The sequence below is a fragment of the Kingella bonacorsii genome (assembly GCF_016623605.1).
GTDB lineage: Bacteria > Pseudomonadota > Gammaproteobacteria > Burkholderiales > Neisseriaceae > Kingella_B > Kingella_B oralis.
This window is the reverse complement of record NZ_JAEHNZ010000002.1, coordinates 379997-405879: the sequence shown is the minus strand read 5'-3', so window position 1 is coordinate 405879 and position 25883 is coordinate 379997. Positions and strand designations below refer to the sequence as shown.

Genomic DNA, 25883 nt, shown 5'->3' with positions numbered 1-25883 from the left:
TCTCTGCCCTTTAAACGTTAGTTGCAAACAGATACGCGCACACCAATGTGATGCCGACGTAAACGAAGAACATGATTTTTTGCTTCGTCGTGCTCATGGTTACACGCTCCGGAACAGGTTTGTTTTTGTCCAGCTTGGTGTAGAACGGCATGCCCAAGAAGAATGCGAAGTAAACGATAGAGAAAATGCGGGCGAGCAGGGTGCGCGTGTCGGTTGCCACTTGCGCCCCCAAAATGCCCAAGCCGATAAAGGCGATGATAAACAACACCAGTGCGGTTTTGAAAATCGGACCGCGATAGCGAACGGATTTCACTTCGCCACGGTCAAGCCAAGGCAGCAGCGCAATCAAAATCACCGCGCCACCCATGCCGATTACGCCCCAAACTTGCGTGCCGGCAAACGAAGGAATGGCGCGCAAAATGGCGTAGAACGGCGTGAAATACCACACGGGCGCGATGTGCGCGGGCGTTACCATGGGGTTGGCCGGGTCAAAGTTGGGCGCTTCTAAGAAGTAGCCGCCGCCTTCGGGCGCAAAGAACAACACGGAGCAGAACACGATAAGGAACACGGCAACGCCCAAGATGTCTTTCACGGTGTAGTAAGGATGGAACGGGATGCCGTCGAGCGGGATGCCGTTTTCATCTTTCAGTTTTTTGATTTCCACACCATCGGGGTTGTTGGAACCCACTTCGTGCAGGGCGATTAAGTGCGCCACCACCAAGCCGAGCAACACCAAGGGCACGGCGATGACGTGCAGCGCAAAGAAGCGGTTGAGCGTGGCATCGGATACGTTGAAGTCGCCGCGAATCCAGGTGGACAAATCCGGACCAATCACGGGAATCGCGCTGAACAAGTTAATAATCACTTGCGCGCCCCAGAACGACATTTGCCCCCAAGGCAGCAAGTAGCCCATAAAGGCTTCCGCCATCAAGGCAAGGAAAATGAGCGAGCCGAATATCCACACCAATTCGCGCGGTTTTTTGTATGAGCCGTAAATCAGCCCGCGGAACATATGCAGATACACCACGATAAAGAAGAACGATGCGCCGGTGGAGTGCATATAACGGATAATCCAGCCGCCCGATACGTCGCGCATAATGTATTCAACGGCGGTGAACGCTACGGGGAGATTGTAGGCGTTGGTGGTGCCGTCCGGTTTGAAGTTCATGGTCAGGAAAATGCCGCTGACGATTTGAATCACCAAAACGAGCAGGGCGAGCGAACCGAAGTAATACCAGAAGTTGAAGTTTTTGGGTGCGTAGTATTGCCCAACGTGGTCGTTCCAAAGTTTAGTCAATGGAAAACGCGCGTCCACCCAGTTTAATAAGGCTTTGGTTTTGCTTGTTTGTTGGTTTGACATGATGTACCCCTATTAACTTTCGCCAATCAAAACGACGTTGTCGTTGATGTATTTATATGGCGGGATAACCAAATTGGTGGGCGCGGGAACGCCTGCATACACGCGTCCTGCGAGGTCAAATTTGGAGCCGTGGCAAGGGCAGAAAAAGCCGCCTTTCCAGCTTCCTCCGCCCAAGTCTGCCGCGCCCACATCGGGGCGGAATGTGGGCGAGCAGCCTAAATGCGTGCAAATGCCCACGGCCACCCAAAGGTTGGGTTTGAGCGAGCGCGTGGCGTTTTTGCAGTTTTCAGGCTGCTGGTCGGCATTGGATTTGGGGTCGGCTAATTGACCATCCAACGAGGGCAAGTCTTTAACCTGCTGCTCGGTGCGGTTTAACACGAAAATCGGTTTGCCGCGCCATTCGGCGGTAATCATTTGCCCGGATTCGATTTTGCTGATGTCCACTTCAACAGCAGCACCTGCGGCTTTTGCCTTTTCAGACGGAAACCAGCTTGCCACAAGTGGTGTTGCCACCCCTGCGGCGGCAACTGCGCCTGCCCCGGCGGTGGCAAGCGATAGAAAGCGGCGGCGTCCTTGATTTATTTCTTTATTATCCATTTTTTTTATTCCAAGATTTCGGCGCGGTGGGCAACGTGTAATGCAATGTTGCTTTTCGCGCTTGGAGTGTTAAAAAAGTGCTTTTAAACGTGGGGATTTTAACCGATTTTATGGGGGAGATTGAAGCTGTTTTTTAAGATAGGTTAAGATTGTTTAAGCATGCGGGTTTCAGGCTGCCTTGGGTTTGGGGCGGCGTAGCAAATTGTGCGGCAGGCACGGCTTTTTTTGAGTTGTTGCAAAATGGTTTTGCGGCTGCATCCGTGTTGTGCTGCCGGGTTTGTTTGCCTAGGGTATAAGAAGCCTGCCAAAGTGTTTTGGGATGGAGCCGTTTCCCACCGTTGGAGTTTGGTTACATTAACAAATCAGCCCCACCACGCGGGGATATAAGCAACCACCCATTCACAAACTTCAAATCAACCACAATCTCAAACTGCGTTTCAGGCTGCCCAAACCGGCTGGAAACAGAACAAGCAGCCTGAAAATGAACATTCTCATTTTCAGGCTGCCTTTTATTTGGTATTTGGGCAAAAATCCCGCTTCGTGCGCTACGGCATGGCTTACTGCGCCATCTCTGATGCCGCGCGTGCTTTGTCGCGCATGGTTTTTTCAAGCGAGGCGGGCAGCTTGCCGGCTTCTTTGGTCAGCGTAATCACCAGCTGCCCGCCATCCGCTTTGGCTTGCACGGCGTCTTTGAATTCGCTGTTGTTGAGTTCCAGTATGCCTTTTTCAAAACCCTGCACGACTTGTTCAAGTTGGGCATCGTCCACAGGCGTGCCGCTGATGTTCATAAAGGCTTTGTAGCCTTCGCGGATGAATTTTTTGTCAATGCGCACTTCGCCTTGGGCTTTGGTCTGTTTCAACAGCTCTTGGGCTTGCTCGTCCGTCATTTTTTCGTTGACAACATTGGCGGGGAAGCTGCTTTCCCATTGCATGGTGGCTTTGCTGCCGTTGAGCACGATTTGGTTGTCTTTGGATTCAAACGCGCCTCCCGATTGCAACAGCGCTTTGAGAAACTCTTGGAAGGCTTTTTCACTCTCGGCAGCGGGCACGCAGCGTTGGCTTTGCGCTTTAAACAAGTCAGCCAGAATTTCAAAGGCTTTGGCATCCAGGTCTTTCATGCTCAGGTTGTAGCGGATTTGTTCCAGCTTAACGTGTTGCTGCGGATTGCCTTGCAGGCTGAAATCGCCCAATTTGCTGCTGCTGGTGTACACCAGTTTGCCGTTGTGGATTGCCACATCGGCGCTGCTTTCCAAATTGTTCAGGCTCATTTCAAAGGGGTTGCTGCCTGCCATGGAAAAGGTAACGGATTCCACTTTGCCGCCGGCTTTGCCTGATGCGAGCATGGCGAAGGTGAGCTGGTCGGCTTGGTAGCTGGCGTTTTTGATGGCGCCGTTAAATTTCGGGTCTTTGAGCGTGATGCCGGGGATGTTGATTTTCAGGTTGTGCACTTCCCTGCCGTCTTTGCCGTTTTTGAGCGTGAACGCGGCGGTGATGGGCTCCCATGCAAGCGTGCCGCTGTTTTCGGTGAACGAGTTGGCGGGGATGGTGATTTCGCTGTCGATATTGCCGCTCCATGTGGTTTGGCTGCGGATGTCAAACAGATGGGTTTCTTTTGGGCTGTCGGGGTTTTGGGCGTAGATTTTGGAAACGACGGTGTAGCCCGTTAAGCCGCGGGTGATGGTGTCTTCGCTACGGAAAACGGGGCGGTATTCGGGGTGGCACAAATCGGCGGTGATTTCGCCCGTCCATTTTGCGCTGCCCGATAGCATGCCCATGTTGAATTCGGACACGTTCACTTTAAAGCGTTTGTCTTGCACGTTAAAGCTGTTGTGATACGCGCTTTCCAGTTTTTTGCCGGCGACGATGTTGCCGCCGACTGCGCCAACGAGCGCGATGCCTACTGCGCTGGCGATTAAGGTTTTTTTGTTCATTTGCGGTTTCCTTGTGGTGGGTTAAATGGTTTGGCGGGTGATTAGGCAGCCTGAAAGTCGGGTAAACAGCGTTTTCAGCCTTGCGCTGCGGCAAACCCCTTTAAAGATTTGGACAAAGGGGCAAGCCTGCCTAATCGTCTTCTAAAATCTGCCGCGATTCGCGCTCCAAAAGGGTGATGATGTTGTCAAAATATTGCCGCGGAATGTCTTTGCCAATGCGTTCAAATTCATCCAGCGCATCCAGCAACACATCAACAGGCTCGGCTTCCCAGCCAAACAAATTGCGGTCTAGCTCTGCGCCAATCAGCAAGCCATCGCCCGCCAACAGCAAACACCAGTTTTCCAAAAATTCCGCCAAGCCAAACGTGGCGACTTCGTATTCTGCTCATTCCTCGCGGCAGCAATCGCGGGCGCGGGCGGCGGATGACCAAAAACACACCACGCCAACGGGTTCGCCATCCTCGTATTCTTCGTGGGCGGAGGGCAGGAAGGCGTATTGGTCTTGCTGCGGCAATTTGAGCGCGAAAACCTGCTCGTTTTGGCAAATGGTTTGGATGAATTGCTGATAGCGTTTTTCCAGAGTGGCGGTGTTTTGCAGCACGGGGTTTCCTTGTGATGGTTGGCAGCCTGAAAACGGCTGAAACGGTCGGAATATACTGGATTGCATCAGGTGGGTAAAGAGAGGTGCGCGCAAAATATCAGGCAGCCTAAAAACCCGTTTTCCCGCCCGCGGCGCAAGCGGCCAATTTGCACAAATCAACCGCTGGGCAGCCTGAAATCGGGTACAATCGCCCCCCATTTACCAACCCGAACGAGACACTTCCATGCTAGGCTTTTTTAACAAACTGTTTAAATCAAAAACCCCGGCACCCGAAACCCAAACGCAGCCTGAAAACGAACAAAACAACACACCGACGGCTGCGGAAAATGTGCCCGCCGACCGCGCCGCTGCCTCAGCCACGGCAGCCGAGCCCAACACAAGCGACACGCAGCCTGAAAACACAGCGGCCGAAACCGCAGAACAGACCGCAGAACCTGCAGCCGAGCAGGCAACAGAACACAGTGCGCAACCCGAAGCCTCGGCAAATGAAAGTGCAAACGAAAGCGCAAGCGTTGAAACGGCAGAACCAGAACCCGCAGCGCAAGCGCAGCCTGAAAACGCAGAGCCGTCGCCCGCCGCCCCCGAAAATGAAACCGACGGCACAACCGCAAGCGCAGCCGCTGAAACGGTGGCACAAGGGCAGCCTGAAAACCCTGTCACGCAGCCTGAAACCGAAGCCAACCACCCAACCGAGCCAACCCAATCCCCAACGCAGCCCGAATCCAAACCCGACGCGTTGCAACCCAACCCAAACGAACCGCCCGTTCGCAACTGGACGATGGCCGCCGTTGCCGACAAGCCCAACAGCTGGGCAGGCGCGGCCGAGCCAACGCAGCCCGAAACCGCATCAGCACCAAGCGAAACGCAGCCTGAAACCACTGCAAGCGAATCAGCCGCCGCCGAAACCGCACCCGTTCGGCAGCCTGAAACACACGAAACCGAACCCGAAACCAAACTCGGCTGGGCAGGCCGTTTGAAGCAAGGCCTGACCAAATCGCGCAACCACATGGCCAAATCGCTGGCAGGCGTGTTCGGCGGCGGGCAGATAGACGAAGACTTATACGAAGAGCTGGAAACCGTGCTGCTCACCAGCGACATGGGCATTGAAGCCACCGAAGAGCTGATGCGCGAAGTGCGCGACCGCGTGTCGCTCAAAGGGCTCAAAGACGGCAACGAATTGCGCCAAGCCCTGAAAGACGCGGTGTACGACCTGCTCAAACCGCTGGAACAACCGCTCGCCATCCCCGAAAACGGCGCGCCGTTTGTGATTATGCTGGCGGGCATCAACGGCGCGGGCAAAACCACCTCCATCGGCAAGCTCGCCAAATATTTCCAAGCGCAGGGCAAATCGGTGATTTTGGCGGCGGGCGACACTTTCCGCGCCGCTGCCCGCGAGCAGCTGCAAGAATGGGGCGAGCGCAACGGTGTTACCGTGATTTCGCAAGCCAAGGGCGACAGCGCGGCGGTGTGTTTTGATGCGGTGGAAGCCGCCAAAGCGCGCCAAATTGACATCGTGTTGGCGGACACCGCTGGGCGCTTGCCCACGCAGTTGCACCTGATGGAAGAAATCAAAAAAGTGAAGCGCGTGCTGCAAAAATCCATGCCCAATGCGCCGCACGAAATCATCGTGGTGCTGGATGCTAACATCGGGCAAAACGCGATTAACCAAGTGATTGCGTTTGATGATGCGCTCGGTGTAACGGGCTTAATCGTTACCAAGCTGGATGGCAGCGCCAAAGGCGGCGTGTTGGCGGCGCTGGCAAGCAATCGCGCCATCCCCGTGCGCTATATCGGCGTGGGCGAGAGCATTGACGATTTGCGCCCGTTTAACGCCAAAGATTTTGTGGACGCGCTGTTGGATTAAACCGCCCGCACGCCAAAAGGCAGCCTGAAAACGGATTATTCGTTTTCAGGCTGCTTTTTTGTTGGTGTGTGGAATGGATGTTGTGTGTTGAGATTGCGGCAGCCTGAAAACCGTATTTTGGGTTTCAGGCTGCCTTGTTGTTTAAGTTTGCAGGTCGGATATTGATGCCCGACCTGTCGTTGTTCACCCCTTCGCCGGCGGATAAAAGCCCATCCCCTGCCGCGTGCCGGCGAGCATCGCGGGCGTGTAGCGGTAACGGTCGGTTTGCTGCCAGTCAAAATGCGTGTGAATCTCGGCTTCGCGGCCGTTTGCTATCAGCTCGATCAAATCGGGGTTGAGCATCACGGTTTTGCCCAGCGCGATGAATTCCGCCCAGCCCGTTTCCCAGGCTTGGGCGATGTCGTCGGCGGTGTAGAGTTTGCCCACGCCGATAAAGGGTAAACGCCCGTTAATCCGCTGGTGGATGAGTTTCATACGGTATTCGTCGTTGCCGTCGCGGCGCGCTTTTTTGTAGAAATCCCACAGCGAAACGTGCAGGTATTGCAGCGGTTTGGCAGCGAGCGCGTCCACCAGCGCGAGCGTGTCCGCCATCGTTAAGCCGTCTTCGCCGGGTTCTTCAGGCGAGAAGCGGTAGCCGATGATGAAGTCGGGGCGGTTTTTGCGGCGGCGCATTTCGTCAATCGCGTCGATGACGGCGAGTGGGAAACGGAAGCGGTTTTCGCGGCTGCCGCCCCATTGGTCTTGGCGCAGATTGGTGGCGGCGGAGACGAATTGCTGAATCAGCCAGCCGTTTGCGCCGTGGATTTCCACGCCGTCCAAGCCTGCGTCGAGTGCGAGTTCGGCAGCGCGGGCGAAGTGCTGCACCATTTGCGCCACTTCGGCGCCGCTCATTTCGCGCACGCGCCCGTAGCCGCTGGGGGCGACGGCGCCGAGTCCGCGCGTCATTAGCGGATTGGCGCGGCCGCCTGCGTGGGCGATTTGGGCGACGATTTTCGCGCCTTGTTCGTGCGAAATGGCTGCGTATTCGCGCAGGGTGGGCAGGTGGCTTGCGTCAAAAGCGTTGGGCGACGGAAAACCGATGCCGGTCGGATGCACATTGGTAAACGGCATCACAAACAGCCCGAAGCCGCGAAAAAGGTCGCGCCAGAAATTACGGGCGGCGTCGGTCAGCCCGCCGTTGGCATCAGATTCGTAAATCGTCAGCGGCGCGACGACAAAGCGGTTTTTGATTGTCACGCCGTTTTACGAATTTTTCTTTATATTCCCCAATAGTAATCTGCGCCCTTCAAATTCCTTGCCGGCAATTTCCAAAGCGAAGCGTTCTTTGTCGGCGTCGCGTACTTTGTCGTGTATGGCACGTAATTCCTGCACGCTAGCACCCAATGCCTTGACGATTTCATCGCCCATTTTCATGGAAGAATAGAAGGTTTCGCGCACTACGAAATCCGCTTCCGCTTTCACTAGGGCCAGCGCATTGCGTCTGTCCCAGGCGCGCACGAACACCTTGGCGTTCGGGTTGATATGATGAATATTTTCCACAATTCTGACCGCACTTTCTCCGTCGTCCACGCATACCGCTACGATGTCGGTGTGTTCTACGCCGCAGGCATGCAGCACGTCGGCGCGGGTGGCTTCGCCGTAATAGACTTTGAAACCGTATTCGCGTGCGACGTTGATGGTGTCGGGATCGTTGTCCAGAATGGAAATGGTGGCACCGTAGGCTAGCGGCATTTGGCTGACCACCTGCCCCATGCGCCCGAATCCGATAATCAGCACGTTGCCGTTGAGTTCGCCCGCATGTTCTTCCACATCATCCACTGCCACAGCTGCGCGGGGTTCTTTGAAATAGCGGTCGAACAGCATAACGCTGAAGGGTGTCATAATCATGGAGAGCACCACGATTGCCGTCATATTCGCTAGCACTTCCGCATTAATCGCCCGTTGTACGGCAGCGGAGGCGAGTAATACGAAGGCGAATTCACCGCCCTGCGACATCAGTACGGCGCGGTGTATCGCGGTGCGATGGCTTGCTTTGGCAAAACGCGCCACTCCATAAATGGCAAGGCATTTCAAGATAATCATCAGTACAGTGGCGGAAAGAATTACCTTCCAGTTATTGAGCACCGTTGCCACATCCAGCGACATCCCGACAGCTAAGAAAAACAGCCCGAGCAAAAGGCCTCGGAACGGTTCGATATCCGCTTCAAGCTGATGACGGAAGTCGGATTCCGACAGCAGCACTCCCGCCAGAAACGCACCCATCGCCATAGACAGACCGCCCAGCTCCATTAAATAAGCCGCACCGAGTACCACCAGCAGCGCGGCGGCAGTCATCACCTCGCGTGCTTTGGATTTTGCCAGAATTTTAAACAGCGGATTGAGCAGCCAAATACCTGTCGCAATCAACGCTGCCAAAGAAAGCGCGGCAACACCGATTTTCTGCCATAGCGGTACGGCATCGGCAACGGCATTGGGATTATCGGGTGCTAGAAATGCTACAATCGCCAGCATGGGCACAATCAGCAAATCTTCAAACAGCAAAATGGAGACAATGCGCTGACCTTGCGGTGTGCTGATTTCATGACGTTCGTCCATAATCTGCATGACCATTGCGGTGGAGGTGAGTGTAAAACCTACCGCCGAAATAAACGACATCACTAAAGAAAAACCGTAAGCCAGCCCGATTTGGGTAAGGAACAGACTGGAAAACGTCACCTGCAGGGTACCCAAGCCGAAAATCTGATTACGCAATTTCCATAAATGCGACGGCTTCATTTCCAGCCCGATCAAAAACAGAAACATCACCACGCCGAATTCCGCAATATGCAAAATAGCGTGGGAATCGGTAACGAGCTTTAATCCGAAGGGTCCGATAACCAGCCCCGCAGCCAAATAACCCAGAATTGAGCCTAGACCTAAACGTTTAAATAACGGCACGGCAACTACCGCCGCCCCCAATAACACCACCACGTGCAATAAATCGCCGTCAGTCGCTTCTACTGCCATAATTCCTGCCTTTGTTAATTCATAAAAATTTTTCGTATTATAAAGAAAAATCGCCGTAACACAAAAAAGCCGTCTGAAAAATGGATTCAGACGGCGTTTAGCATTTCAGGCAGCCTGAAAGCCTCAAAGTTTACACCGCAAAATGCGGCATCACGTTTTCGGTGAAATCCTGAATGGTTTCCAGCGCGCCGCGCCGTGTGGGTTTCAGGTTGACGGTGATGTGCGCCACGCCGTCGGCTTGCTGTTTTTGCCAGAATTCGACGATGCCTTTGGCGCCGCCGCGCAGGTAGATGTTATTGTAGAACTCGGCGGGCGCGTTCGGGTCTTCCAAGAGTTCGACGAAATTCGCCACGCCAAAGGGTTTCCAGGTTTCGCCGTCGCCCAATTCTTTGAGCGTGTTGACGATGTCGCCCAGTTTTTCGGGGGCGATGCCGTACCAAATCCATGCGTCGCTTTCGCGGGCAATCCATTCCAGCTCTTGGCGGGCGCGGCCAATGGCGAGCATCGGCAAACCGTGTGCGGGTTTGGGCACCAAGTCCAAATTGCCGCTGAATCTGCCGTAGTGTTCGCTATTGAATGCGGGGAATTTTTCCTGCGTCAGGCGGCGGATGATTTGCCACGCTTCGCGGTAGCGTTCGGCGCGGTTGTTGAAATCGGAGGCAAAGGCGGGGTATTCGGTGGGACGGTCGCCGCTGGCCAAGCCGAGCAGGAAGCGGCCGCCGCTGATTTGTTCCACCGACGCGGCTTCTTTGGCGGTGAGCACCGGTTCGCGCAGCGGCGACACATAGCCCGCCGAGCCGAGCGCAACGTTTTGGGTGAGCGCGGCGAGATAACCCAGCGTTACCGACGGGTCGTAAATCTGCGCGACATCGCCAAAACTCGGGTCGTAAAACGGCACATCGCGCACCCACAGCGTGGCAATGCCGCTTTGGTCGGCGGCTTTTATCACGGTGGCGAAGTCGTCCATTTCGGGCACGGGGCTGTCGGGATAGCCTTTGAAGGGCGCAATCAGGCCCAATGTGAGTTTGCCCGGTTGGAAAGTGCGGGCGAAACCGCGATGGTTTTGCAGGCGTTCGGGTAATTTCAGCGCAGTCATTTTTTTGCTCCTTGTGATGTGTTTTTGCACGGGATGAAGTATATTTGTTTTATTCGGGAATGTGCTTCCCTAATCTCGGGCAAGAAAATACCAAATGTAGGTCGGGCATTGATGCCCGACGTTTTTAAATTTACCTGTATTTGTCGGGCATTGATGCCCGACGTTTTTAAATTTACCTGTATTTGTCGGGCATAAATGCCCGATCTGCGCAAGAAAAATTTATGGAACTCAACAATCTCAACGATATGACCGCCTTTGTCGCCAGCGTAAAAAGCGGCTCGTTTACCGCCGCCGCCAAACAGCTCGGGCTGACCCGCTCCACCATCGGCAAACGCATCGCCCGCCTTGAAGCGCGGTTGAACGTGCGCCTTTTGCAGCGCAATACGCGCAACCTTGCACCTACCGACGAAGGGCGGCTGTTTTACGAACGCTGCACCGCCGTGCTGGAAGAATTGGACAACGCCGAGCAATGCCTCGCCCAACGCAGCATCAAGCCGCAAGGCCGTCTGAAAATCAGCGCGCCGCTGGTGTTGGGCAAAACCATCTTGCCGCCGCTGTTGGCGGATTTTCTCCACCGCTATCCGCAAACCAGCGTCGAACTCTCACTCACCGACGACTACGCCGACCTGATTTCAGACGGCTACGATCTCGCTCTGCGCAACGGCAACCCGCCCCAATTCGACAGCCTGATCGCCCGCACCGTCGGCAGCCAGCAAATGCTCACCTGCGCCGCCCCAGGCTATCTCGTTCAACACGGCACGCCGCAAAGCCCCGACGATTTGGCACACCACCAATGCCTGCATTTCCTACACGGCGGCCGCGTCAGCCGCTGGCGTTTCCAGCAAAAAGGCAAAGAAACCACCTTCCAAGGCAGCGGACGCTTCAGCGCCGACAACGGCGAAGCCCTGCTGGAACTCGCGCTGTCCGCATTCGGCATCGTGCAGCTGCCGCATTATCTGGTGCAAACCGCCCTCGATTCAGGCAGCCTGAAAAGCGTTTTATCCGATTTCCAACCCAAACCCGTGCCCGTGATGGCGGTGTACCCCAGCCGCAAACAGCTCTCGCCCAAAGTGCGGGCGTTGGTGGATATGATGGGGGAAGCGTGGGGGAAGGCCGTCTGAAAACGGAAAAAGCAGCCTGAAAACCCGTTTCAGGCTGCCGCAAACATTTGAACGCAGCAGTTTGCCCAACCGTCAGCCAAAGCCAGCAAAGGTAGCCTGAAAAACGGGGAATTCAAACATACGCCGTCTGAAAATCTGCTTTGGGATTTTCAGACGGCGTTTTTGATTTTCAGGCTGCCTTTTGCGCATCCGCCATGCTATACTCGCTTGCACCAATACCAACAATCGCAACCACCGCGCATCATCATCTCACCCCAAACCACCCACCCAATCCGACCCCAACGCAAAAAACTTCCCCATCGCCCCGCCACCCTTTAAACTCCCCCCATCCATCACCTCCATCAGGAGCCACCCATGAGCGCAGCACATCATCACAACGACCACAGCCATGTTCACACTTCCAACAAAAAAGTGCTGGCGGTATCTTTTGTCATCATCGCAGGCTATATGCTGGTGGAAATCATCGGCGGGCTGCTAACAGGTTCGCTTGCCCTGCTGTCGGACGCAGGGCATATGTTTTCCGATGCGCTGGCGTTGGGTTTGGCGCTGGCAGCGTTTAAATTTGGTGAAAAAGCCGTGAACGCCCGCCAAACCTTTGGCTACAAGCGGGCGGAGATTTTGTTTGCGCTGTTCAACGGGTTCACGCTGATTGCCATCGCCGTGTTCATTATTATTGAAGCGGTGGAGCGCTTTAAGCAGCCGCCCGAAATCGCAGGCGCAGGGATGCTGGCGGTGAGCGTGCTGGGGCTGCTGGTGAACATGGTGGTGGCGTGGTATATGCTGCGCCACAGCGACACCGAAGGCAATCTCAACATGAAAAGCGCGTATTTACACGTTCTCGGCGATTTGCTCGGCTCGCTGGGCGCGATTGTGGCAGCGTTGCTGCTGATGGCGTTTGGCTGGAAACTGGCGGATCCGATTGTGAGCCTGCTGGTGTCGCTGCTGATTGCACACAGCGGGCTGGGCGTGCTGAAAAACACCCTGCATATTTTGATGCAAGGCGCGCCCCAACATATAGACCAAGCCGCGCTAGCGGACGAAATCCGCGCCGTGCCACAGGTGTTGGGCGTGCACGATTTGCATGTGTGGACGCTCACCAGCGATCGCCATCTGTTTTCCGCCCATCTGGTTTTGGATGGCACGATGACAGTTGGCGAAGCGCAAAGCGTGCGTCAAGCGGTGGAGCGCTTAATCCAAGCCAAAGGCATCGCGCACGTTACCTTGCAGCTGGACGCGCAAAACCATCAGCACGGCGAGGATTTGTATTGCAGCGATGCGGCAAGCAAAAACCACGCGCACGAACACGCGCATCATCACGAACATGAACACGAGCATTAACGCGCAAACCCTGTTTTCAGGCTGCCTAATCCCAAGCCAAAAGGCAGCCTGAAAACGAGTAAACAACAAAAAAACGACTGGATGCATATTTCCCAGTCGTTTTTAATTTTGGCGACAGCGTTGTGTGAACATTATCGCCGCGCGGTGTGCAGAGTATTTTCAGGCTGCCCCGCCCACATACGGATTAAACTGCTTCTCATGCCCAATCGTGGTGGTGCGGGCGTGGCCAGGGATAACCAGCGTGTCATCAGGCAGCCTGAAAAGTTTGTTGCGGATGTTGTCCAGCAAATCCTGATGATTGCCGCGCGGAAAATCGGTGCGCCCGATGCTCTCGTAAAACAACACATCGCCCGCCAGCAGCAGCTTGGCGGCGGCGCAGTAAAACACCACTTGCCCCGGAGTATGCCCAGGAATGTGCAACACTTGAAACGTGAATTGCCCAACGCTCAGCGTATCGCCATCGTGCAGCCAGCGCGTGGGCGCAAACACAGGGCAAACGGGAAAGCCGTAAGACGCGGTGGTTTCAGGCAGCGCATCCAGCAAAAATTGGTCATCAGGATGCGGCCCGATAACGGGCACATTTTGCCGTTCCAACAGCATGGGCACGCCGCCTGCGTGGTCAAGATGCCCGTGCGTGAGCCAGATGGCGTTCAGTTTCAGGCTGCGTTTGTTCACTTCGGCGAGCAGATGTTCGGCATCGCCGCCCACGTCTATCAACACGGCATCGCGCGTTTCATCGTCCCACAGCAGCGAGCAGTTTTGGCGAAACGCGGTTACGGGCATGATTTGAATTTGCAATGCCATCAGAGTGCTCCTTAGGCAAGGGGATTTTTGCGCGGGCGGCCGCGGCGACGGGGCAGGTTGGTGGTTTCGCTGGTGTTTTGTTGCGTGGCGGTGGGCGCAGCAGTTTTCAGGCTGCCTTGGGCGGCGTTGCCCGTATTGCCGCTGTTGCCATTGTTTGCATGATTGGCGACATGGCTTTTGCCTGCGTTATTGCTGCCGCGCATCAGGTCAAAAAAGTCGGCGTTGTTTTTGGTTTGCTTGATTTTGTCTAGCAGGAACTCGGCGGCTTCCACGTCGTCCATCGGGTGAATCACGCGGCGCAGCATCCACATCCGTTGCAATTGGTCGGCAGGCACGATAAGTTCTTCGCGGCGCGTGCCTGATTTGTTGATGTTGATGGCGGGGAACACGCGCTTTTCCGCCAAGCGGCGGTCTAGGCTCAATTCCATGTTGCCCGTGCCTTTAAATTCTTCAAAAATCACATCGTCCATGCGACTGCCTGTTTCCACCAGCGCGGTGGCGATGATGGTGAGCGAGCCACCTTCTTCTACATTGCGCGCCGCGCCGAAAAAGCGTTTGGGGCGATGCAGCGCGTGTGCATCCACGCCGCCTGTGAGCACTTTGCCCGACATCGGCACCACGGTGTTATACGCGCGGGCAAGGCGGGTGATGCTATCCAGCAGGATAATCACGTCTTTTTTGTGTTCCACCATGCGCTTGGCTTTTTCAATCACCATTTCGGCTACTTGCACATGGCGTTGCGCGGGCTCGTCGAAGGTGGAGGCGACTACTTCGCCGCGCACGGAACGCAGCATTTCGGTTACTTCTTCGGGGCGTTCGTCAATCAGCAGCACAATCAGCTCGGCATCGGGATAATTGGCAGTGATGGCGTGGGCGATATTTTGCAGCATCACAGTTTTGCCTGTTTTGGGCGGCGCAACCAGCAAGGCGCGTTGCCCGAAACCGATGGGAGAAATCAGGTCGATAATCCGCCCCGTGATGTTTTCGGTGGATTGGTTGTCGCGCTCCAATTTGAGCTGGCGGTTGGGGAACAGCGGGGTGAGGTTTTCAAACAAAATTTTATGGCGACTGCTTTCAGGGTGGTCGCCGTTTACGCTGTCTAGCCGCACCAGCGCGAAATATTTTTCGTCGTTTTTGGGCACGCGCACCGTGCCTTCGATGGTGTCGCCCGTGTGCAGGTTGAAGCGGCGGATTTGCTGCGGCGAAACGTAAATATCATCGGGGTTCGCCAGATAGGAGGTTGCCGCGCTGCGCAAAAAGCCGTAGCCATCGGGCAGCACTTCCAGCGTGCCCGAGCAGATGAATTCTTGCCCGTTTTGAATCAGCTCGCGCACGATTTGGAAAACAAGGTCTTGTTTTCGCAAGCGGTTTGCGCCGTCAATGCCCATTCTTTCGGCTTGTTCTAGGAGTTCCGTTATGTGTTTGGTTTGGAGTTCGGTAACGTGCATGGTGTTGGGATTGTTTGTGAATAAAGGATGGGCAGCCTGAAAAACGAGGTTGCGCTGCCGCGTGGTTGAAAATATTGGGTAATGGGAAAAGTGCCTGAGACGGCGTAGAACTTTGAAACGCGCGGATTTTAGGGGCTGGGCGGGGGTGTTGTCAAATTGGGCGAATGTAAAAAATCGGGCTGGGGCAGCCTGAAAATTTGTTGGGCAGGATGGGGCAAACTGGTTATGTAAACAAATGTGAAGTGTAGTAGAATGTAGTTGAAACAAACTTTCAGGCTGCTTGATGTGTGTCATGTTGTAAATTACAAGGCAGCCTGAAAATATTAGGGAGCGGGTTATGTGGAAATTTTTGTGGCTTGTGCTGGTTATCGCGGCGTGGCTGGCTTGGCTGCGCAATAACAGTATGTCGTCGGCGCGGTTTTTGTATGAAAGCGTGAAAAGCAATCCGAAAACGCACGAATGGCTGCGGCAGAATGTGTCGGGCAATCGCATCAATGATTTGGTGGCGATACGGCAGCGGTTTGGTTTGTCGTTGCGCTATGCGAAAGAATTGCTGGATGAGTTTCAGGCGCGGCGGTAGCGCGCCAAACACAGCAGGCAGCCTGAAATCGGATAACAAAGGGAAAATAAAATGAGCTTTTTAGAGCATTTTTTGGATAGGGAGCAGCAAAAGCCCGAGGTGCTGGCGGTGCGACAGGCGGCGAAAACGCGCATTTTTGAAGTGCAGGAAGTGGATTTGCGCTTTGCCAACGGGGCGGAGCGCACGTATGAGCGTTTAACGCCGTCGCGCAAGCCGGCGGTGATGGTGCTGCCGGTTGAAAACGGCGAGTTGATTATGGTGCGCGAGTATGCGGTCGGTCCCGAGCGGTATGAATTAACTTGCGTGAAGGGTTTGATTGACGCGGGCGAAACGCCCGAGCAGGCGGCGCGGCGCGAGTTGCAGGAGGAAATCGGGCTGGCGGCGGCAACACTTACCCCGCTGCGCGCGCTGTATTCGTCGCCCAGCCATATGTTCGGGCTGATGCACGTTTTTATCGCGGAGGATTTGCGCGCGTCCAAATTGGAAGGCGACGAGCCTGAGCCGCTGGTGCCCGTGCGCGTGCCGTTGGCGCAATTGGACGCGCTGGTTGGCGATGAGGCACTGGGCAATTCGCAAACCTTGGCGGCATTGATGTTGTTGCAGCGCAAGCGCCCTGAGCTTTTTCAGGCTGCCTGACAGATTGTAATCAAATGGAAGAGGTCATCATGTTAAGCAAGATTAGTGAGAGTTTGGATTCGTTGTCGAACGCGGAGCGCAAGGTGGCGGAATGCGCGCTGTCGGAGCCCAAATGGTTTGTGCACGCGGCGGTGGCGGAAATCGCGGAGCAGGCGCAGGTGTCGCAGCCCACGGTGATTCGTTTTTGCCGTAGCTTGGGCTACAAGGGGCTGCCTGAATTCAAACTCGCGCTCTCTGCCAGCATCAGCCAAAACGGTTTGCCGTTTGTGCACGCCGAATTGAACACCGACGACAACATGGGCGACGTGATGGAAAAAGTGTTGGGCAACACCGCCGCCGCGTTGCTCGGCGCCCGCCGCAGTTTGGACGAAAACGAGCTGGAAAACGCGATTGCGATGCTGTCGCACGCGCGGCGCATTGAGTTTTACGGCGTGGGCAATTCGGGCATTGTGGCGCAGGATGCGCAACATAAGTTTTTCCGCTTCGGCGTGTCCACCGTGGCGTATTCGGACACGCATATCCAGCTGATGGCGGCGGCGGTGCTCACGGCGCAAGACGTGCTGGTGGTGATTTCCAATTCGGGCTCGTCGATTGAGCTTTTGGATGCGGTGAGCATTGCCAAGGAAAACGGCGCGAAAGTGATTGTGATTACCCGCGCGGGCAGCCCGCTGGCGCAGTTTGCCGATTGCGAATTGGCGCTGGCGGCGCAGGAAGACGCGCACCGTTATTCGCCGATGGTGTCGCGCTCGTTGCAGCTGGCGGTGATAGACATCTTGGCGATTGGCTTGGCGTTGCGCTTGGGCGAAACCGCTTCGTTGCAGTTGGAAAAAGGCAAGCGCAGCATTTTGAGCCACCGCGTGCACGACTGATGCGCGGCATGGTTTCAGGCTGCCGACTGATGAAACAGAGCAGGCAGCCTGAAAACCAAACAGGGCGCATCGCCCGCGCGCCATAAGGCAGCCTGAAACGGGACTTTCCGCTTTCAGGCTGCCGTTTCATTTCATCCAAAGGCAGCCTGAAAATCACTATAATCCAACTTCTTAATCTCACCACGCAAAGGAAAGCAAATGACCACGCCCACCAACCTCCCCGCATGGCAAGCCCTGCAACAAGACTACGAACAAACCCAATCCGTCCAAATGCGCGACCAATTCGCCCAAGACCCCGAGCGCGCCAACCGCTATTGGCTGGAAGTGGGCGGCCTGGCGGTGGATTTTTCCAAAAACCGCATCAACGACCAAATCATCGCCGACCTCGTTGCCCTAGCCGAGCAGGCGGGGCTGCCCGAGCGCATTGAGCAAATGTATCGCGGCGAAAAAATCAACGAAACCGAAAACCGCGCCGTGCTGCACGTTGCCCTGCGCAACCGCAGCAACACGCCGATTAAGGTGGACGGCAAAGACGTGATGCCCGAAGTGAACCACGTTTTGCGCAAAATGGGCGACTTCACCCGCGCCGTGCGCAGCGGCGAATGGCTGGGCTACACCAACCAAGTCATCACCGATGTGGTCAATATCGGCATCGGCGGCTCCGATTTGGGGCCTTTGATGATGTGCACCGCGCTGAAAAACTTCGGGCATCCGCGCCTGAATATGCACTTCGTTTCCAATGTGGACGGCACGCAAATGCGCGACGTGCTGGAAAAAGTCCACCCCGAAACCACGCTGTTCATCATCGCATCCAAAACGTTCACCACCCAAGAAACGCTCACCAACGCCCACACCGCGCGCGACTGGTTCTTGCAGGCAGGCAGCGAAAAAGACATCGCCAAGCACTTTGTCGCCATTTCCACCAACCAAAAAGCCGTTGCCGAATTCGGCATCGACACCGAGCATATGTTTGAATTTTGGGACTGGGTGGGCGGACGATACAGCCTGTGGTCGGCCATCGGCTTGCCCATCATGCTGTATTTGGGCGAAGAAAATTTTATTGAGCTGCTGGAAGGCGCGCACCTGATGGATCAACACTTCCGCAACGCGCCGCTGTCGCGCAACCTGCCCGCGCTGATGGGCTTAATCGGCATTTGGTACATCAATTTCTACGGCGGCGGCAGCCATGTTATCGCGCCCTACGACCAACACCTGCACCGCCTGCCCAAATACATCCAACAGCTAGATATGGAATCCAACGGCAAACAAGTGCAAATGGACGGCACGCCCGTTGCCACCGAAACAGGTCCAATCATCTGGGGCGAAACGGGCATCAACGGGCAGCATGCCTTTTTCCAACTGCTGCACCAGGGCACGCACATCACGCCCATAGACCTCATCGCCAGCTTGGAAAAACGCAGCAATCTGCCCGGGCATCATGAAATTTTGTTGAGCAACGTTTTTGCCCAAGCCGAAGCCTTTATGCGCGGCAAAACGCCCGCCGAAGCCCGCGCCGAACTGCAAGCGCAAGGCGTGCCCGCCGAGCATATCGAAGCGCTTGTGCCGCACAAAACATTCAGCGGCAACCGTCCTACCAACGTTATCCTGCTGGATAAAATCACCCCGCGCAACATGGGCAGCCTGATTGCCATGTATGAACACAAAGTCTTCACCCAAGGTGTGATTTGGGGCATCAACAGCTTTGACCAATGGGGCGTGGAACTGGGCAAACAGCTTGCCAAAACCATTCTCGCTGAGCTAACAGGCGCGATAGATCCGCAGCCGCACGACGCATCCACCAGCAAACTGGTGCGCTTGTATCGCAAAGCCAACTGCGAAGCGGACGGCACTTGCGCGCTGTTCCAATAGCTTGCCCTTGCATGCTTGCGGATAAAAAGGCAGCCTGAAACGGGAAATACCGTTTCAGGCTGCCTTTGTGTGATGGTCGGGCGGATTGGGCGTTCGGCATCGTTTTCAGGCTGCCGTTGCACCACCTGCAACCAATGGAGCGTTGGCGGCTTGCTGATGTCGCCAACCGGTAAAGCCTCGTTGCATACATCATTTGGCAACGAGCCACCGCTCCATTTTAAGATTTCAGGCTGCCGTTGCATCGTTAGGCAGCCTGAAAATGAAATACCCTCGTTTTCAGGCTGCCCCAACCATCATATAAGGCAGCCTGAAAATCTATTAGCCCGTAAGCTGTTTGCTAATCAGCTTTTTCAACGGCGGCAAATTATTGCTCACGCGCAACACCGCCCCGCGCAGCAATTTCGCAGGCGCGCTGTCGTTGGTAAAGAACGACACCATCGCGTTCGTGCCGTGATACAGCGGACGCGTGTGCAATTGATGCTTCACGTTATACATCTCCAACACGTCTTTAGACGCAATATCCTTGCCCTTCGCATCCGCCTGCAACACTTGTTTTGCCAGAATCTCCGTGCTTTCCAAGCCCAAATTCCAGCCATGCGCCGTAACAGGGTGCATCCCCACCGCCGCATCGCCCACCAAAGCGCAGCGCGTGCCGATAAACGTGCTCGCGTGCGCCCCCACCAGCGGATAATGATGCACCGTGCCCGCAATTTCCATCTCGCCCAAGCGACCGTTCAGCATTTTTTGCGCCTCCGCCGTCAAAGCATCGGGCGACAAATCCAGCAATTCATGCGCTTTGGTGTTCGTAATCGTGATGACGCAGTTGGTCAAATGCTCTTCCAGCGGCAGCAACGCCAGCGTGCGCCCGTAAAAGAAACACTCGCTCGCCGTGTGCTGGTTGGAAATCGTGTGTTTCGTGCGGAACACAATCACCGTGCGCCCAAAATCGTGCATATCCGCCGCAATGCCCAGCTGCCGCCGCGTTTGCGAAAAGCGACTGTCCGCCGCAATCAACAGCCGCGCCGTAATCGTATCGCCATTTTCCAGCTCAACCAGCGCACGGTTCTCGTTCGTCTCCACGCTTTTCACGCCCACGCCGCAACGCAGTTCCACATTCTCGCACTCCGCCACTTCCTCATACGCCGCGCGACGAATATGGTGATTAGAAATCAAATTGCCCAAGCGGTCAGTCGCCCCGCCACGCGCCTTGCTCGGCTGCGGAAAATGTAGCGTGTAATCGCTCGTGCCGTTAAACACCTTCGCATCGCGCAAACGGTAAATCTCGTTTTCAGGAATGCGCTGCCACATGCCCAAACGCTGCATAATCTCGCGCGACAAATGTGTCAGCGCAATCTCGCGCCCGTCATACGGCGGATTTTGCAACGTCTCCAACGGAGCTTTCTCAATAATCGTTACCCGCAAACGGCTGTCTTTCAACTGCCGCGCAAAAGCCAACCCAGCAGGGCCACCGCCCACAATCAAAATATCAGTATCCATGATGTTTCCTTAAATATCAAAGAATAGGGAATAAAACAGAACAAGCAGCCCGCCCATCAAAGGCAGCCTGAAAACCATGTTACCCACCTTTTCAGGCTGCCCTACGCTGCCAACAGCCCAGAAAAAACCTATTGTACTATTTAAAATAAACAATCGCTAACGCAACCTAAAAAATTTTTGCCCAATTCAAAACCACCCCACCACACGGCAATATTGTAACCAAAAAGCCAGCCATTCCGTTAAGGCAGCCTGAAAACAAAATTTACGCTTGAAAAATATAAACTTCTGTTGGAAAGCGCGAATAAATATGATATAGTGCGCGACTTGGCATTCGTGCCAAGTAAATTTTTGTCCATTTAAGATTGCTCAATCGCAAGCAATCCCTTTGTTAAACAAGGAAATAATCATGGCTTTAGGTCTGGTTGGACGCAAAGTAGGCATGACTCGCGTGTTTACAGAACAAGGTGCATCTGTTCCTGTAACCGTGTTGGAAATGACTGCTAACCGCGTTACCCAAGTAAAATCCAAAGAAACGGATGGCTATGCGGCCGTTCAAGTTACCTTTGGTGAGAAAAAAGCAAACCATGTAAACAAAGCAGAAGCTGGACACTTTGCAAAAGCAGGTGTTGAGGCGGGTCGCGGTTTGCACGAGTTTGTTGTTTCTGAAGAAAAAGCAGCTGAATTGAAAGCTGGCGATGTAATCACTGTATCTCTGTTTGAAGTAGGTCAATTGGTTGATGTAACAGGCACATCCAAAGGTAAAGGCTTCTCAGGTACGATTAAACGCCACAATTTCGGTGCGCAACGCACTTCGCACGGTAACTCACGTTCGCACCGTGTTCCGGGTTCTATCGGTATGGCACAAGACCCTGGTCGCGTGTTCCCTGGTAAACGCATGGCTGGTCAGTATGGCAACACCAAATCAACTGTTCAGCATTTGGAAATTGTACGCGTTGATGAAGAACGCAATCTGCTGTTGGTTAAAGGTGCCGTTCCTGGCGCGGTAAACAGCAATGTTGTGGTTCGCCATAGCGTTAAGAAAGCAGGTGCGTAATGGAATTAAAATTGATTGATGCAAAGGGTCAAGTTTCAGGCAGCGTTGCTGCGTCTGATGCTTTGTTTGCCCGTGAATACAATGAAGCATTGGTTCACCAGTTGGTAGTTGCATTCTTGGCGAATGCCCGCTCTGGTAACCGCGCTCAAAAAACACGCGCAGAAGTTAATCACTCTACCAAAAAACCATGGCGTCAAAAAGGTACAGGTCGTGCCCGTTCCGGTATGACTTCATCTCCATTGTGGCGCAAAGGTGGTCGTGCATTCCCTAACAAACCCGATGAAAACTTCACTCAAAAAGTAAACCGCAAAATGTATCGCGCTGGTATGGCGACTATTTTGTCGCAACTGGTTCGCGATGAGCGTTTATTTGTAATTGAGAGTTTGTCTGCTGCAACACCTAAAACCAAAGAATTTGCTGAACAAGTGAAAAATTTGGGTATGGAGCAAGTGTTGTTTGTTACTAAACAGCTAGATGAGAACGTATATTTGTCTTCACGCAATTTGCCTAATGTATTGGTGTTAGAGGCAACACAAATTGACCCATACAGCTTGTTGCGCTACAAAAAAGTAGTGATAACAAAAGAAGCAGTTGCACAGTTAGAGGAGCAATGGGTATGAATCAACAACGTTTGATGAAAGTGATTTTGGCTCCTGTTGTAACTGAAAAAAGCAACTTGGTTGCCGAAAAACGCAACCAAATGGTGTTCAAAGTGTTGAAAGATGCAACTAAAACTGAAATTAAAGCGGCAGTTGAATTGCTGTTTAACGTAAAAGTTGCCTCTGTAACGACCACTACCACAAAAGGCAAAGTGAAACGCTTTGGTCGTACATTGGGTCGTCGCAGCGATGTGAAAAAAGCCTATATCAGCTTGGTGGCTGGTCAAGAGCTGGACTTAGAAGCCGCAGCCGCTGCTGCAGATAAGGAATAAGCATGGCTATCATAAAAATGAAACCAACTTCTGCTGGCCGTCGCGGCATGGTTCGCGTGGTAACAGAAGGTTTATACAAAGGTGCAGCTTATGCTCCTTTGCTGGAAAAGCAAAGCTCTACCGCGGGTCGTAATAACAATGGTCACATTACTACGCGCCATAAAGGCGGTGGTCATAAACACCATTACCGCGTTATTGATTTTAAACGAAATAAAGACGGTATTTCTGCAAAAGTAGAGCGTATTGAGTATGATCCTAACCGCACTGCACATATTGCATTGTTGTGTTATGCCGATGGCGAGCGTCGTTACATTATCGCTCCGCGCGGTGTTCAAGCTGGCGCTACATTGGTATCAGGTTCAGAAGCTGCAATCAAAGTAGGCAATGCTTTGCCTATCCGTAATATTCCTGTAGGTACAACAATTCACTGTATTGAAATGAAGCCAGGTAAAGGCGCACAAATTGCCCGTTCTGCTGGTGCTTCTGCGGTATTGTTGGCAAAAGAAGGTATTTACGCTCAAGTTCGCTTGCGTTCTGGCGAAGTTCGTCGTATTCATGTTGATTGCCGTGCTACTATCGGTGAAGTAGGTAACGAAGAGCAAAGTCTGAAAAAAATCGGTAAGGCTGGTGCGAACCGCTGGCGTGGTATACGGCCAACCGTACGCGGTGTGGTAATGAACCCAGTAGATCACCCGCATGGTGGCGGTGAGGGTCGCACGGGTGAGGCTCGTGAACCTGTTAGTCCATGGGGTACACCTGCTAAAGGTTATCGTACTCGTAACAACAAACGCACAGACAACATGATTGTTCGTCGTCGTTATTCAAATAAAGGCTAATTGACATGGCTCGTTCATTGAAAAAAGGTCCATACGTTGACCTGCACTTATTGAAAAAAGTGGATACGGCTCGTGCCACTAACGACAAACGACCAATCAAAACATGGTCACGTCGTTCAACTATTCTGCCTGATTTTATTGGTTTGACTATTGCTGTTCATAACGGTCGCACTCATGTGCCCGTATTTATCAGCGATAATATGGTTGGTCATAAATTGGGTGAATTCTCATTGACTCGTACCTTTAAAGGTCATTTGGCTGATAAAAAAGCTAAGAAATAATAAGGTGAAATATGAGAGTATCTGCACAACACAATAATGCCCGCATTTCTGCTCAAAAAGCCCGCTTGGTGGCAGACATGATTCGTGGTAAAGACGTTGCCCAAGCTCTAAATATCTTGGCATTCAGCCCTAAAAAAGGTGCTGAATTGATTAAGAAAGTTTTGGAGTCGGCTATTGCCAATGCTGAGCATAATAATGATGCTGACATTGATGAATTGAAAGTGGTTACAATTTTTGTAGACAAAGGTCCCAGCCTGAAACGCTTTCAAGCTCGTGCAAAAGGTCGTGGCAACCGCATTGAAAAACAAACTTGTCATATTCATGTGACAGTAGGCAATTAAGGAACAACAATGGGACAAAAGATTCATCCAGTTGGCTTCCGTTTAGCCGTAAACAAAGACTGGTCTTCAAAATGGTTTGCTAAAAGCACTGATTTTGCAACTGTTCTCAAACAAGATATTGATGTACGCGAATATTTAAGCAAACGCTTGGCTAACGCATCGGTCGGTCGTATTGTAATTGAACGCCCTGCTAAATCTGCTCGTATTACTATTCATTCGGCTCGTCCAGGTGTAGTAATTGGTCAAAAAGGCGCAGATATTGAGATCTTGAAGCAAGATTTGGAAAAATTATTGGGTGTTGCTGTTCACGTTAATATTGAAGAAATTCGCAGACCAGAATTGGATGCTCAAATTATTGCCGATGGAATTGCGCAGCAGTTAGAAAAACGTGTTCAATTCCGTCGTGCAATGAAGCGGGCAATGCAAAATGCAATGCGTGCTGGTGCAAAAGGCATCAAGATTATGACTTCTGGTCGTTTGAATGGTGCAGACATTGCGCGTAGTGAGTGGTATCGCGAAGGTCGCGTACCCTTGCATACATTGCGTGCCGATGTGGACTATGCGACCAGCGAAGCTCTGACAACTTATGGCATTATCGGTTTAAAAGTATGGGTTTACAAAGGCGAAATGGGTCAAGTTCAAGCTCAGCCTGAACGTGAAAATCGCCGTAGTAACAGAAAGGGTGGTAGAAATGCTACAGCCAACTAGACTAAAATATCGCAAACAGCACAAAGGTCGCAATACAGGTATTGCTACTCGTGGTAACACAGTAAGTTTCGGTGATTTTGGCTTAAAGGCGGTTGGACGTGGTCGTTTAACTGCTCGTCAAATAGAAGCTGCACGTCGTGCTATGACTCGCCATATTAAACGTGGTGGTCGTATTTGGATTCGCGTGTTTCCTGATAAGCCAATTACTGAAAAACCAATTCAAGTTCGTATGGGTGGTGGTAAAGGCAATGTAGAGTATTATATTGCTGAAATTCAGCCTGGTAAGGTGTTGTATGAAATGGATGGTGTAAATGAAGCTTTGGCTCGTGAAGCATTTGCTTTGGCTGCAGCTAAACTGCCAATTCCAACCACATTTGTAACAAGACAGGTGGGTAAGTAATAATGAAAACCAATGAGTTGAAAGAGAAATCAGTAGAGCAACTAAAAGAAATTTTAGTCGATTTACTGAAGCAGCAATTCAGTTTGCGCATGCAGCATGCTACTGGTCAATTGGGGCAAACTAGCGAAATAAAACGAGTGCGCCATGCTATTGCTCGTGTAAAAACTATTATCTCTGAAAAAGGTGTCCAATAATGAGTACTGAAAAAACTGTTCGTACTTTGCAGGGCAAAGTAGTAAGCGATAAGATGGATAAAACTGTAACAGTGTTAATTGAACGAAAAGTAAAGCATCCGTTATATGGCAAAATTATCCGTCGTTCTACTAAAATTCATGCTCACGATGAGCAAAACCAATATGGAATTGGTGATGTTGTAGTGATTCAGGAATCGCATCCTTTGTCTAAAACTAAATCTTGGGTAGTTAAGGAATTAGTAGAAAAAGCACGTACTGTCTAATGGGAGTTGAAAGGATTTAATGAGTGAAATTTACTAGGTGATAGCAAAAGTAAATTTCACTTTCTTTCTTACCTGCATTAAGCTGTAAAAGCAAAGAATATTGGAATATTTTTGCTATTTTGTGGCAGTGCTTGCAAACATAAAAAAACATGGTATAATACCCAACTTCTTTTGACCCTTTCGGGGTGCTCCTCTTTGAGGGCCAAAACTGGTTTATTCTTTTAGATCTTGGTGATTATTCTGGATCGTTTTGCGGGA

General features: G+C 52.9%; 29 protein-coding genes. 18 read left to right on the top strand and 11 right to left on the bottom strand.

What is annotated here, in order from left to right:
- Positions 1–10: 10 nt before the first annotated feature.
- The 5 genes from JDW22_RS07010 to JDW22_RS14095 form a co-directional block, all read right to left on the bottom strand.
- Positions 11–1360: a cytochrome b gene (locus JDW22_RS07010; protein ID WP_003795844.1), complete on the bottom strand. Its 1350-nt coding sequence runs from the start codon at positions 1358–1360 to the stop codon at positions 11–13.
- 12 nt (positions 1361–1372) lie between these two features.
- Complete coding sequence (gene petA / locus JDW22_RS07005; RefSeq protein ID WP_200522449.1) at positions 1373–1957, bottom strand: ubiquinol-cytochrome c reductase iron-sulfur subunit; 585 nt, start codon at positions 1955–1957, stop codon at positions 1373–1375.
- Positions 1958–2514: 557 nt separating this feature from the next.
- Positions 2515–3888 (bottom strand): DUF945 family protein, encoded by a 1374-nt coding sequence (locus JDW22_RS07000; protein WP_200522448.1) that lies wholly within the window; start codon positions 3886–3888, stop codon positions 2515–2517.
- A gap of 130 nt (positions 3889–4018) precedes the next feature.
- Positions 4019–4234 (bottom strand): hypothetical protein, encoded by a 216-nt coding sequence (locus tag JDW22_RS14100; RefSeq protein WP_200522447.1) that lies wholly within the window; start codon positions 4232–4234, stop codon positions 4019–4021.
- 39 nt (positions 4235–4273) lie between these two features.
- Positions 4274–4489, bottom strand: coding sequence for a DUF2750 domain-containing protein (locus tag JDW22_RS14095; protein WP_200522446.1), 216 nt, complete (start codon positions 4487–4489; stop codon positions 4274–4276).
- Positions 4490–4712: 223 nt separating this feature from the next.
- Here JDW22_RS14095 and ftsY point away from each other — a divergent pair, with 223 nt between their 5' ends.
- Entirely contained in the window at positions 4713–6353 is a 1641-nt protein-coding gene (gene ftsY / locus JDW22_RS06985) for a signal recognition particle-docking protein FtsY (protein ID WP_200522445.1), read from the top strand.
- Between the two features lie 183 nt (positions 6354–6536).
- Here ftsY and JDW22_RS06980 read toward each other — a convergent pair whose 3' ends face one another.
- The 3 genes from JDW22_RS06980 to JDW22_RS06970 all read right to left on the bottom strand — a co-directional run bounded on the left by JDW22_RS06980 (position 6537) and on the right by JDW22_RS06970 (position 10455).
- Positions 6537–7589: an NADH-dependent flavin oxidoreductase gene (locus tag JDW22_RS06980; RefSeq protein ID WP_200522444.1), complete on the bottom strand. Its 1053-nt coding sequence runs from the start codon at positions 7587–7589 to the stop codon at positions 6537–6539.
- A gap of 6 nt (positions 7590–7595) precedes the next feature.
- Positions 7596–9359 (bottom strand): monovalent cation:proton antiporter-2 (CPA2) family protein, encoded by a 1764-nt coding sequence (locus tag JDW22_RS06975; protein WP_200522443.1) that lies wholly within the window; start codon positions 9357–9359, stop codon positions 7596–7598.
- Between the two features lie 130 nt (positions 9360–9489).
- Complete coding sequence (locus JDW22_RS06970) at positions 9490–10455, bottom strand: TIGR03571 family LLM class oxidoreductase (RefSeq protein ID WP_153711847.1); 966 nt, start codon at positions 10453–10455, stop codon at positions 9490–9492.
- Positions 10456–10676: 221 nt separating this feature from the next.
- Between JDW22_RS06970 and JDW22_RS06965 the strand changes: the two genes are divergently transcribed.
- The 3 genes from JDW22_RS06965 (at position 10677) to JDW22_RS06955 (ending at position 12914) form a co-directional block, all read left to right on the top strand.
- Entirely contained in the window at positions 10677–11576 is a 900-nt protein-coding gene (locus JDW22_RS06965) for a LysR family transcriptional regulator (protein WP_200522442.1), read from the top strand.
- A gap of 181 nt (positions 11577–11757) precedes the next feature.
- Positions 11758–11934 carry a hypothetical protein gene (locus JDW22_RS06960; RefSeq protein WP_200522441.1) on the top strand — a complete coding sequence of 59 codons (177 nt, stop codon included), beginning with the start codon at positions 11758–11760 and terminating at the stop codon, positions 11932–11934.
- Positions 11931–12914 carry a cation diffusion facilitator family transporter gene (locus JDW22_RS06955; RefSeq protein WP_200522440.1) on the top strand — a complete coding sequence of 328 codons (984 nt, stop codon included), beginning with the start codon at positions 11931–11933 and terminating at the stop codon, positions 12912–12914. The genes JDW22_RS06960 and JDW22_RS06955 overlap by 4 nt, the downstream gene beginning before the upstream one ends.
- Positions 12915–13073: 159 nt before the next feature.
- Here JDW22_RS06955 and JDW22_RS06950 read toward each other — a convergent pair whose 3' ends face one another.
- Together JDW22_RS06950 and rho are read right to left on the bottom strand one after the other, a co-directional pair.
- Complete coding sequence (locus JDW22_RS06950) at positions 13074–13718, bottom strand: MBL fold metallo-hydrolase (protein WP_200522439.1); 645 nt, start codon at positions 13716–13718, stop codon at positions 13074–13076.
- A gap of 11 nt (positions 13719–13729) precedes the next feature.
- Positions 13730–15166, bottom strand: coding sequence for a transcription termination factor Rho (rho, locus tag JDW22_RS06945; protein WP_200522438.1), 1437 nt, complete (start codon positions 15164–15166; stop codon positions 13730–13732).
- Positions 15167–15503: 337 nt separating this feature from the next.
- On the opposite strand from rho, the gene JDW22_RS06940 reads away from it, so the two are divergent.
- The 4 genes from JDW22_RS06940 to pgi all read left to right on the top strand — a co-directional run bounded on the left by JDW22_RS06940 (position 15504) and on the right by pgi (position 19120).
- Positions 15504–15746: a hypothetical protein gene (locus JDW22_RS06940; protein WP_003795876.1), complete on the top strand. Its 243-nt coding sequence runs from the start codon at positions 15504–15506 to the stop codon at positions 15744–15746.
- A gap of 51 nt (positions 15747–15797) precedes the next feature.
- On the top strand, positions 15798–16382 hold the full coding sequence (gene nudE, locus JDW22_RS06935; RefSeq protein ID WP_200522437.1) for an ADP compounds hydrolase NudE: 585 nt from the start codon (positions 15798–15800) through the stop codon (positions 16380–16382).
- 29 nt (positions 16383–16411) lie between these two features.
- Positions 16412–17251: a MurR/RpiR family transcriptional regulator gene (locus JDW22_RS06930; protein WP_200522436.1), complete on the top strand. Its 840-nt coding sequence runs from the start codon at positions 16412–16414 to the stop codon at positions 17249–17251.
- A gap of 198 nt (positions 17252–17449) precedes the next feature.
- Positions 17450–19120, top strand: a complete 1671-nt coding sequence (pgi, locus tag JDW22_RS06925) for a glucose-6-phosphate isomerase (protein WP_200522435.1) — start codon at positions 17450–17452, stop codon at positions 19118–19120.
- Between the two features lie 318 nt (positions 19121–19438).
- Here the strand turns inward: pgi and ubiM are convergent, their stop codons facing one another.
- A complete protein-coding gene (gene ubiM, locus JDW22_RS06920) occupies positions 19439–20617 on the bottom strand; it encodes a 5-demethoxyubiquinol-8 5-hydroxylase UbiM (protein WP_200522434.1) in 1179 nt (392 codons plus the stop codon).
- Between the two features lie 406 nt (positions 20618–21023).
- On the opposite strand from ubiM, the gene rplC reads away from it, so the two are divergent.
- The 10 genes from rplC to rpsQ are packed head-to-tail and all read left to right on the top strand — an operon-like array spanning position 21024 to position 25625.
- Positions 21024–21671 (top strand): 50S ribosomal protein L3, encoded by a 648-nt coding sequence (gene rplC, locus JDW22_RS06915; protein WP_003795890.1) that lies wholly within the window; start codon positions 21024–21026, stop codon positions 21669–21671.
- Entirely contained in the window at positions 21671–22291 is a 621-nt protein-coding gene (rplD, locus tag JDW22_RS06910) for a 50S ribosomal protein L4 (protein ID WP_003795892.1), read from the top strand. Before rplC ends, rplD begins: the two co-directional genes overlap by 1 nt.
- The gene (gene rplW, locus JDW22_RS06905; RefSeq protein WP_182077689.1) at positions 22288–22602 is read left to right on the top strand and encodes a 50S ribosomal protein L23; all 315 of its coding nucleotides are present in this window, start codon (positions 22288–22290) and stop codon (positions 22600–22602) included. Before rplD ends, rplW begins: the two co-directional genes overlap by 4 nt.
- A gap of 2 nt (positions 22603–22604) precedes the next feature.
- Positions 22605–23438, top strand: coding sequence for a 50S ribosomal protein L2 (rplB, locus tag JDW22_RS06900; protein WP_040558515.1), 834 nt, complete (start codon positions 22605–22607; stop codon positions 23436–23438).
- Between the two features lie 5 nt (positions 23439–23443).
- A complete protein-coding gene (gene rpsS / locus JDW22_RS06895; RefSeq protein WP_040558517.1) occupies positions 23444–23719 on the top strand; it encodes a 30S ribosomal protein S19 in 276 nt (91 codons plus the stop codon).
- A gap of 11 nt (positions 23720–23730) precedes the next feature.
- Positions 23731–24060, top strand: a complete 330-nt coding sequence (gene rplV / locus JDW22_RS06890; RefSeq protein ID WP_003795898.1) for a 50S ribosomal protein L22 — start codon at positions 23731–23733, stop codon at positions 24058–24060.
- A gap of 9 nt (positions 24061–24069) precedes the next feature.
- On the top strand, positions 24070–24768 hold the full coding sequence (rpsC, locus tag JDW22_RS06885; RefSeq protein ID WP_003795900.1) for a 30S ribosomal protein S3: 699 nt from the start codon (positions 24070–24072) through the stop codon (positions 24766–24768).
- A complete protein-coding gene (rplP, locus tag JDW22_RS06880; RefSeq protein ID WP_040558519.1) occupies positions 24752–25168 on the top strand; it encodes a 50S ribosomal protein L16 in 417 nt (138 codons plus the stop codon). Before rpsC ends, rplP begins: the two co-directional genes overlap by 17 nt.
- Before the next feature lie 2 nt (positions 25169–25170).
- Positions 25171–25362: a 50S ribosomal protein L29 gene (gene rpmC / locus JDW22_RS06875; RefSeq protein ID WP_003795904.1), complete on the top strand. Its 192-nt coding sequence runs from the start codon at positions 25171–25173 to the stop codon at positions 25360–25362.
- Positions 25362–25625, top strand: coding sequence for a 30S ribosomal protein S17 (gene rpsQ, locus JDW22_RS06870; protein WP_003795905.1), 264 nt, complete (start codon positions 25362–25364; stop codon positions 25623–25625). Before rpmC ends, rpsQ begins: the two co-directional genes overlap by 1 nt.
- The last annotated feature ends 258 nt before the right edge of the window (positions 25626–25883 follow it).

Coding starts and splice junctions, on each gene's coding strand:
- JDW22_RS07010 (WP_003795844.1), bottom strand. CDS start 1,360: ATGTCAAACCAACAAACAAGCAAAACCAAAGCCTTATTAAACTGGGTG.
- petA (WP_200522449.1), bottom strand. CDS start 1,957: ATGGATAATAAAGAAATAAATCAAGGACGCCGCCGCTTTCTATCGCTT.
- JDW22_RS07000 (WP_200522448.1), bottom strand. CDS start 3,888: ATGAACAAAAAAACCTTAATCGCCAGCGCAGTAGGCATCGCGCTCGTT.
- ftsY (WP_200522445.1), top strand. CDS start 4,713: ATGCTAGGCTTTTTTAACAAACTGTTTAAATCAAAAACCCCGGCACCC.
- JDW22_RS06975 (WP_200522443.1), bottom strand. CDS start 9,359: ATGGCAGTAGAAGCGACTGACGGCGATTTATTGCACGTGGTGGTGTTA.
- JDW22_RS06970 (WP_153711847.1), bottom strand. CDS start 10,455: ATGACTGCGCTGAAATTACCCGAACGCCTGCAAAACCATCGCGGTTTC.
- JDW22_RS06965 (WP_200522442.1), top strand. CDS start 10,677: ATGGAACTCAACAATCTCAACGATATGACCGCCTTTGTCGCCAGCGTA.
- JDW22_RS06955 (WP_200522440.1), top strand. CDS start 11,931: ATGAGCGCAGCACATCATCACAACGACCACAGCCATGTTCACACTTCC.
- JDW22_RS06950 (WP_200522439.1), bottom strand. CDS start 13,718: ATGGCATTGCAAATTCAAATCATGCCCGTAACCGCGTTTCGCCAAAAC.
- rho (WP_200522438.1), bottom strand. CDS start 15,166: ATGCACGTTACCGAACTCCAAACCAAACACATAACGGAACTCCTAGAA.
- JDW22_RS06940 (WP_003795876.1), top strand. CDS start 15,504: ATGTGGAAATTTTTGTGGCTTGTGCTGGTTATCGCGGCGTGGCTGGCT.
- nudE (WP_200522437.1), top strand. CDS start 15,798: ATGAGCTTTTTAGAGCATTTTTTGGATAGGGAGCAGCAAAAGCCCGAG.
- JDW22_RS06930 (WP_200522436.1), top strand. CDS start 16,412: ATGTTAAGCAAGATTAGTGAGAGTTTGGATTCGTTGTCGAACGCGGAG.
- pgi (WP_200522435.1), top strand. CDS start 17,450: ATGACCACGCCCACCAACCTCCCCGCATGGCAAGCCCTGCAACAAGAC.
- ubiM (WP_200522434.1), bottom strand. CDS start 20,617: ATGGATACTGATATTTTGATTGTGGGCGGTGGCCCTGCTGGGTTGGCT.
- rplC (WP_003795890.1), top strand. CDS start 21,024: ATGGCTTTAGGTCTGGTTGGACGCAAAGTAGGCATGACTCGCGTGTTT.
- rplD (WP_003795892.1), top strand. CDS start 21,671: ATGGAATTAAAATTGATTGATGCAAAGGGTCAAGTTTCAGGCAGCGTT.
- rplW (WP_182077689.1), top strand. CDS start 22,288: ATGAATCAACAACGTTTGATGAAAGTGATTTTGGCTCCTGTTGTAACT.
- rplB (WP_040558515.1), top strand. CDS start 22,605: ATGGCTATCATAAAAATGAAACCAACTTCTGCTGGCCGTCGCGGCATG.
- rpsS (WP_040558517.1), top strand. CDS start 23,444: ATGGCTCGTTCATTGAAAAAAGGTCCATACGTTGACCTGCACTTATTG.
- rplV (WP_003795898.1), top strand. CDS start 23,731: ATGAGAGTATCTGCACAACACAATAATGCCCGCATTTCTGCTCAAAAA.
- rpsC (WP_003795900.1), top strand. CDS start 24,070: ATGGGACAAAAGATTCATCCAGTTGGCTTCCGTTTAGCCGTAAACAAA.
- rplP (WP_040558519.1), top strand. CDS start 24,752: ATGCTACAGCCAACTAGACTAAAATATCGCAAACAGCACAAAGGTCGC.
- rpmC (WP_003795904.1), top strand. CDS start 25,171: ATGAAAACCAATGAGTTGAAAGAGAAATCAGTAGAGCAACTAAAAGAA.
- rpsQ (WP_003795905.1), top strand. CDS start 25,362: ATGAGTACTGAAAAAACTGTTCGTACTTTGCAGGGCAAAGTAGTAAGC.